Origin of the sequence: Pseudonocardia sp. Ae150A_Ps1, assembly GCF_001932315.1 — a bacterium.
Lineage (GTDB): Bacteria > Actinomycetota > Actinomycetes > Mycobacteriales > Pseudonocardiaceae > Pseudonocardia.
The window spans coordinates 1-6,289 of the sequence record NZ_MCIJ01000006.1 but is presented as its reverse complement, the minus strand read 5'-3'; the positions used below and the strand labels follow the sequence as shown (position 1 = coordinate 6,289).

The window sequence follows — 6,289 nt, the reverse complement described above, 5'->3', positions numbered from 1 at the left end:
GCACGAAGCGCTCCTGCTGGTCCTGGTCGAGGACATGGACGCCCGGATCTCCTCGATGCCCGCCGACCGCGACACCGTCGAGATCACCCCGGCCCAGCCGCTGCGGGTCGTCGTCCTCGAGGAGCTGGCCGCGCTCTACCGCACCGCCGACGCCGCGTCGACGACCAAGGACCCGATCGGCAAGCGCATCCGCGCCCTGATCGGCCGGCTCCTGGCCGAGGGAGCGAAGGCCGGCTACCGGCTGGTGCTCATCGTGCAGCGTGCCGAGGCCGCGATCGTCGGCGCGTTCGAGCGCGCCATGTGCTCGCTCCGGATCAGCTTCCGCACCGACAACCGCGCCAGCGTCGAGCTGCTGCACCCCGGCGCCCCCGCCGAGCTGGCCGACCAGCACACCGTCGCCTGCCCCGGCGTCGCCCTGCTGTCCGCCCCCGGCGAGGAGCTGACCCGCTTCCGAGCCCCCTACCTGGGCGGATACCCCGAGTACGTCGCCGCGGTCAGGTCGGCGTGCCCGCCGGAGGAGACCGGCCCGGCCGCGGTCGCGGCCTGAGCTCGTGCAGATCGATCCGGCCGCTCCCGGCGTGTCGCCCCTGATCGGGGCCCGCCGGGGGCCACTGTCGGACCCCAGGAAAGCCGAGAGCCCCAGGCGCGCCAACGCCCAGGGTTCTGCACCAGCGGCGGACCAAGCCAATGACTCCCGCGAAGAAGTGAGGCCAGCCGCTGTGGCTGAGCGCCACGGTACGGGCACCCGCGACGGTGCACCACGCCGACACACGCACGACGCCCGAACGGCCGTCTCCGGCGCGCTCAGAGGTGCCCGTGGCGATGCCCTGGCCCCTGCTGCAGCCGGAGCCGGGCCGCGCGGCGCCGGAGGCGCAAGCGCGGGCCCGGCGGCCGAGCGCAGCGAGGCCCTTGGCACTTCCACGAACAACTCTTCCGCAGCAGGTCAGGACGTCGTCCGGCGTGAGGTGCAGAGCTGGCTCACCCTCCGCGAGACCCTGCCCAAGCTCGACCGCACCGACCCGATCGCGGTGCAGGACCGGCGCAGCGAGCGCCGGGCTGAGCGGTGGGCTATCCGCAAGGGGCTGCGGCAGGTCGCGCAGGGCCGGACCGCTAGCTGTGGGCTCCCCGGCGGCCGCCCGGACGGCTCGGTCGTCCTGCGGGTCACCGACGCCACCGGCACCGCCGCGCAGGCCACCACCGGCGCCACTGGCCGGGTCGCCGGGTTCTCCGGGCTCTGGTCCTGCGGCTCGGTGTGGATGTGCCCGGAGTGCTCGGTCCGGATCGCGGCCCAGCGCTCCGAGGAGGTCGGCAAGGTCCTCGCCCACCACGTCGGCACCGGCGGCGTCCCGCTGCTGGTCACCCTCACGATGCGCCACCACCGCGAGCACTCCCTCGCCGAATGCCTGGCCGCGCTGACCAAGGGGTGGGGATCGGTCACCGGGGGCCGTGCGGCCCAGCAGGACTACGCCTCCGGCCTGCGCGGATGGGTCCGCGCCCTGGAGGTCACCCGCTCGGCAGACAACGGCTGGCACGTCCACGTTCACGCCCTGGTCGTCGTCGAGCAGACCATGTCCGATGACGCCGTCGACGCGATGACCGGCTCGTGGTTCGTCCGTTGGTCGTCCGGGCTCGTGCGGGCCGGGATGCCCGCCCCGACCCTCGACCACGGTCTCGACGTCCAGCGCGTCGACGTCGGATCCGCCGGCCTTTCCGAGACCTCCGGAGCCTGGGCCCGCTACGTCTGCAAGGGCCTGGCCAGCGAGGCCGTGATGGGCTCGACCAAGGCCGCTCGCGGCACCTCGCGGTCGATCTACGAGCTGATGCGCGACGCCACCGTCGGGCGCCGGATGGAGAACCCCGACACCGGCCAGGTCGTGCAGCTCGCGGACCTGCACGCCCGTCACCTGCTCCGCGAGTACGAGGAGCTGATCCGCGGCCGCCGCCAGCTCACCTGGTCCCAGCGAGATCACGACCTGCGGCGCGACGTCGACGACCTCGACGAGGAGCAGACCGACGAGGAGATCGCCGCAGCCGACCTGCAGGGCGACGACGTCGCCGTCCTGCCCCGCGAGACCTGGTACGTCGTCGAGCCCCGCGCCGCCGAGCTGATCGACGTCACCGAGCGGCACGGCGTCGACGCCGCCCGATCCTGGCTCGATGACCTCGGAGTCGAGTGGTGGCTGCCGACCGGTCTCACTGACATTCGACGGCCAGGGTGTCTCCCAGGTGAGGACTAGTTGGAAGTGTTTATCGTATCTCTTAAGCTCCTTGTTACTAAATCTTTTTGCATTCACCCTTCCGCACGAAAAGACCACATAGGGTGATTTTCTTCATCACTCCTTCAGATTGAAGCGTCACCCTAATGGCTACATTGACCAAAGAGGACAACGGGTGTTTTGTAGAGCTGCTTTCCCTCATCCTGTCCTGAAAGGAATGTATCCTCACATGGGATCTCCGACTTCTATTCCGCCTACGACTCGGAGATTTCGAGGAATGGCTGTTACAGCTATGATTTTAGCTTTCAGTATTTTGGGGGTGCAGCCAGCTCTTGCTCAAGAGCCCGATACTGTTGACGAAATTACGATTAACTCGACTCAAGACGGTCTGACAAGCACTCTAACGGTGGACTTTGATAGTCCCGTTTCCTCGGACGAGGCAGATAAGATTAAACGAGATCTTGCAACGGAGTCTGCGGTACAGCGATCAGAACCAAATGCAGCCGCAAAAGCGGCACCTTATATTCCAACGATCGGATGTGGGCAGGGCTACTATCCGGCTGCGGATAAAAGGGGCTCTATGTCTTTCCAGATGACATGTCTTCCTAAGTACGCAGTGGTAGCCTGGGGCTTCCGAATGTCTAATGCACTGAAAGCTAGCGCTATTAGTCCTGTTACCGAGCAGGGGATGTCATGGTGGCGGAATAGGGTTCCGCAGCCGAGAAATGCAGCTCATTACGAGTCTGCGAGCTACATTTTCCACGGTTCTTTCGCCAAGGTCTGGGTGAATGATATCCTTGACTACTTTGATGTTCTCAGCTTCCGCAGTGCAATTGGCGGTGGATCTAATATTCGCCTGACGATTGGCGGGCAGCTTAAGCTCACTTACTGAAGGACTGGGGGACATGTCTGCTCCGGACGTCAAACATCTAATCAACGGAATCCTCCGTGATTTAACAGTCGGAGAACGTGGGTGGTCTATTCGTAAGATCCTGAATAGCGACCCTGTTGTTCCATTTGGCAGGGATGATCTGCCACCTTCAATTGAGCTTCAGATTGTTCTGGGGACTCCGGCGGGTGATGAGATCGGTCCAGTCTACTTTTCCCGAAGCTCACCCGAGACTGACGCTATTGTCGCGACTGCCTCCCAGCTCCAGGATGCTTTTGTGGAGTGGTATACGGGTGAACCTCTCCCGCCTTGTCCGGGGCATGTACATCCTCTATCCCCAGTAGATACTGAGGATGGTCCATCGTGGGTTTGCCCTGCGGATTCAGCACACCATCATGAGCTTATTAGCGTGAATGGTTCTGACGGCGATGAGAGCTGAGGTGTCAATGATTCTTTGACGCCGCTGAAGTATGCGATTGCGCTGACAGCCAGACGGCGCCAACCGTCGGCGTCGTCGATGCGACGACACAAGGGACATGATCACGCCCGGGGGGATGAACACGTCCTTGGTCGAACATGAATTCGACAGAAGATCGGGCGATGTGGTCCGCTGCGGGGGTGCCCTTTCCCGCTCAGGAACGCCGCGCCGTCCGGCTCTGGCTCGACCGCGACCGCTGAGCCCGGGCGGCGGCCACGACGACAACGCCGTCATGTCAACCTAACGACGACATTGCCGTCAGTCTGTCTTGCCGTCTTGACGGTTAACCGTTGCTGTCGTTGATACGACGACACACCCGTCTAGCCGTCGCTAGACACGAGGTGTCCTCGGAGGGTGGGTCTGCGGTCACGTCGGCGCGCTTGCGCCTGCACGGCCGTCGTGGGACCCGCAACATCTCGGCTCGACCGGCGGCCGAGCTGCCCAGGCTTGCGGGTCCTGCGGCGGCCGTGCAGCCCTCCGGGGCCGACGTGAGTGCAGAGCCAGCCGGAGCCCGCTACCCACCGCCTCCACCTGCTCGGCCGCAGACTCTCCTCGGGACTGCGGGAGCCGAGGCGCACCACGCAGTGGCCGCCGGAGGCTGCTGTTGCGTTGGTACCTAGGTATCATGTAGCCATAGGCACCCTGTAGTAGAGAGAAGTGGAAGGAACACTCGAAATGGCAATCCACAAGTTGGCCCGGGCCGAGGCCCCTTATATGCAGATCGCCCGGTCGATCTCGAAGAAAATCGCCAGCGGTGAACTGTCTCCGGGTGACCGGCTCCCCACCGGAGTTCAGATTCAGGAGGATTGGGGAGTTAGCCGGGCGACAGCCAACAAGGTTGCGGCGCAACTCCGAAACACCGGCCTGGCCTACACCGAGCCCGGAATTGGCCTGATCGTCGCCTCCGGGTCCTCGACTACGGGTGTCACCCCGGATGCGATGTGGCGCCGAATGCTCAGCGGTGGCCCCATCTACCTGCCTAACGAGCGCAGCGAACGCACCGTCGGGACTGCTCCGGGGAGCGATGCACCAGAGATCGTTCTCGCCTGCCTCGACGCCACGGTCGCGTCCCAGCTGGTCTACCGGCGGCGCGTGATCTACCGGGACGATCAGCCGTACACGGTCGCGACCTCATGGTTCCTCCCCGCCCTCCTCGACCAGCAGGTCGACGTCACCGCCCGGCTGCTCGACGACGACTCGATCCCGGAAGGGTCGCCGGCCTACATCGCCGAGAGGCTGGGCCGGGATCTCACGGGGCACCACCACGTTGTGGGGATCGTTCGGGCGACTGCTGCGGAAGCCGAGTCCCTGCGGGTGGGTGAGGGTGAGCCGCTCCTGCGGATCGTCGACACGATCCAGGTCGAAGGCGGCTGGCCGATCGAGGTGGGCACCTACTGCTACCCGGAGGCGCCGGTGATCGTCACCAGCGAGAGCAGCACGAACCTCTGAGCTTCTGACCTGCGGTTCTCTGTCCTGGACTCCGGTGTTGCATAGGTGCCTAGGCATCTGTTACCTTGACCTGCATAGGCACCTAAGCACCGGGGCCGCAGACACCCAGGAGACAACGATGCGCAGCTACCCGATCGACACCGACCGCGTGACCCTGATCAGCACCGGCACCGTGACCCCGGTGGCGAAGTGGGTGGAGCTGTCCGACGGCTCGCGGCGTCCGGACCCGCAGGGTCGCCAGGAGGTCGACGAGAACGGCCGCGGCCTGTGGCGGGTCGAGGCGATCACCCCGGCCGACCAGGCCGATGAGCGGGACAAGACGGCCGTGGTCGAGATCCTGGTGGCCTCCCACGACCAGCCTGCCGCCGGTGGCTTCGGCCAGCCGCTGCACTTCGAGGGGCTGGTGATGACCCCGGGCTACGTGCAGCGCAAGACCGGGCAGCTCACCCCGCCGCGCTGGTCCGCGGACGGGATCCGCGGTCAGGCCGCTCCGCGCCCGGGCAAGGCGCAGGGCGACGCGGCCTGATCCGCCCGGCCAAGTAGAGAAAGAGACGTCGGCCCCGCATTCCTGACCATTTCGAAATGCGGGGCCGTTGTTGTGCTGCACAAAAAACAATCGCTAGAAATGGGGAGAGAAATGGGATTCTGGACCGCGCGGCAGGAGCGGGCTCTCGACGAGCGAGAGGTCGACGCCCTGTGGTGGGCCTGGCGGCAGGCCTGCGAGGGCGCCGGGCTGTGCACCCGGGTCGACACCGTCACCGGCCCCACCGTGACCGTGCCCCGCCTTGTCGACGTCGTGCTCGGGCCGCCGGTCGTGCTGACGGTGCAGCTGCTCCCGGGTCAGCTGCTCGGCGACCTGCGCCGGCTCGCGCTGCGCATCGCCCCGCACCTGGGCGCCGTCGCCCTGCGGGTCACCGCCCTCGGGCAGATCCACGCCCGTATCGAGCTGCTCGGCGCCGACCCGCTCGACGGCACCGTGGGCCTGGTCCTGCCCGCCGCCCCGGGCCGGGTCCTGCTCGGCCGCGACGAGACCGCCCGGGATCTCGCGCAGTCCTGGGCCGACGACGTCGCCCACACCATCGTTCAGGGCGTCACCCGCTCCGGGAAGTCGGTCTTCACCTATGGACTGCTGGCCCAGCTCGCCGCCGACCCGCTGGTCACCCTCTGCGGGTCGGACCCGACCGGCCTCTTGTGGCGGCCGTTCACCGGGACCCGGCACGCGGCGTGGCAGGTCTCCGGCGTTGACGACCCGGCCGC

The 6,289-nt window shown here is 66.5% G+C and carries 6 protein-coding genes; all 6 read left to right on the top strand.

Annotated features, from left to right (window positions below; genetic code table 11):
* A partial coding sequence (locus Ae150APs1_RS32455; RefSeq protein ID WP_170918226.1) for a hypothetical protein occupies positions 1–547 on the top strand: 547 nt, incomplete at its 5' end.
* Positions 548–965: 418 nt separating this feature from the next.
* The gene (locus Ae150APs1_RS30130) at positions 966–2,237 is read left to right on the top strand and encodes a protein rep (protein ID WP_075303180.1); all 1,272 of its coding nucleotides are present in this window, start codon (positions 966–968) and stop codon (positions 2,235–2,237) included.
* A gap of 256 nt (positions 2,238–2,493) precedes the next feature.
* Positions 2,494–3,108: a hypothetical protein gene (locus tag Ae150APs1_RS31765; protein ID WP_139317327.1), complete on the top strand. Its 615-nt coding sequence runs from the start codon at positions 2,494–2,496 to the stop codon at positions 3,106–3,108.
* 1,150 nt (positions 3,109–4,258) lie between these two features.
* Positions 4,259–5,032 carry a GntR family transcriptional regulator gene (locus Ae150APs1_RS30125; protein WP_075303177.1) on the top strand — a complete coding sequence of 258 codons (774 nt, stop codon included), beginning with the start codon at positions 4,259–4,261 and terminating at the stop codon, positions 5,030–5,032.
* 118 nt (positions 5,033–5,150) lie between these two features.
* On the top strand, positions 5,151–5,558 hold the full coding sequence (locus Ae150APs1_RS30120; RefSeq protein WP_075303174.1) for a hypothetical protein: 408 nt from the start codon (positions 5,151–5,153) through the stop codon (positions 5,556–5,558).
* A gap of 111 nt (positions 5,559–5,669) precedes the next feature.
* Positions 5,670–6,289 (top strand): hypothetical protein (locus Ae150APs1_RS30115; RefSeq protein WP_139317656.1); only part of this gene is annotated, 620 nt, incomplete at its 3' end.

Excerpts from the sequence above, each read along its gene's own strand:
- Ae150APs1_RS31765 (WP_139317327.1), top strand. The coding sequence starts at position 2,494 with ATGGCTGTTACAGCTATGATTTTAGCTTTCAGTATTTTGGGGGTGCAG.
- Ae150APs1_RS30125 (WP_075303177.1), top strand. The coding sequence starts at position 4,259 with ATGGCAATCCACAAGTTGGCCCGGGCCGAGGCCCCTTATATGCAGATC.
- Ae150APs1_RS30120 (WP_075303174.1), top strand. The coding sequence starts at position 5,151 with ATGCGCAGCTACCCGATCGACACCGACCGCGTGACCCTGATCAGCACC.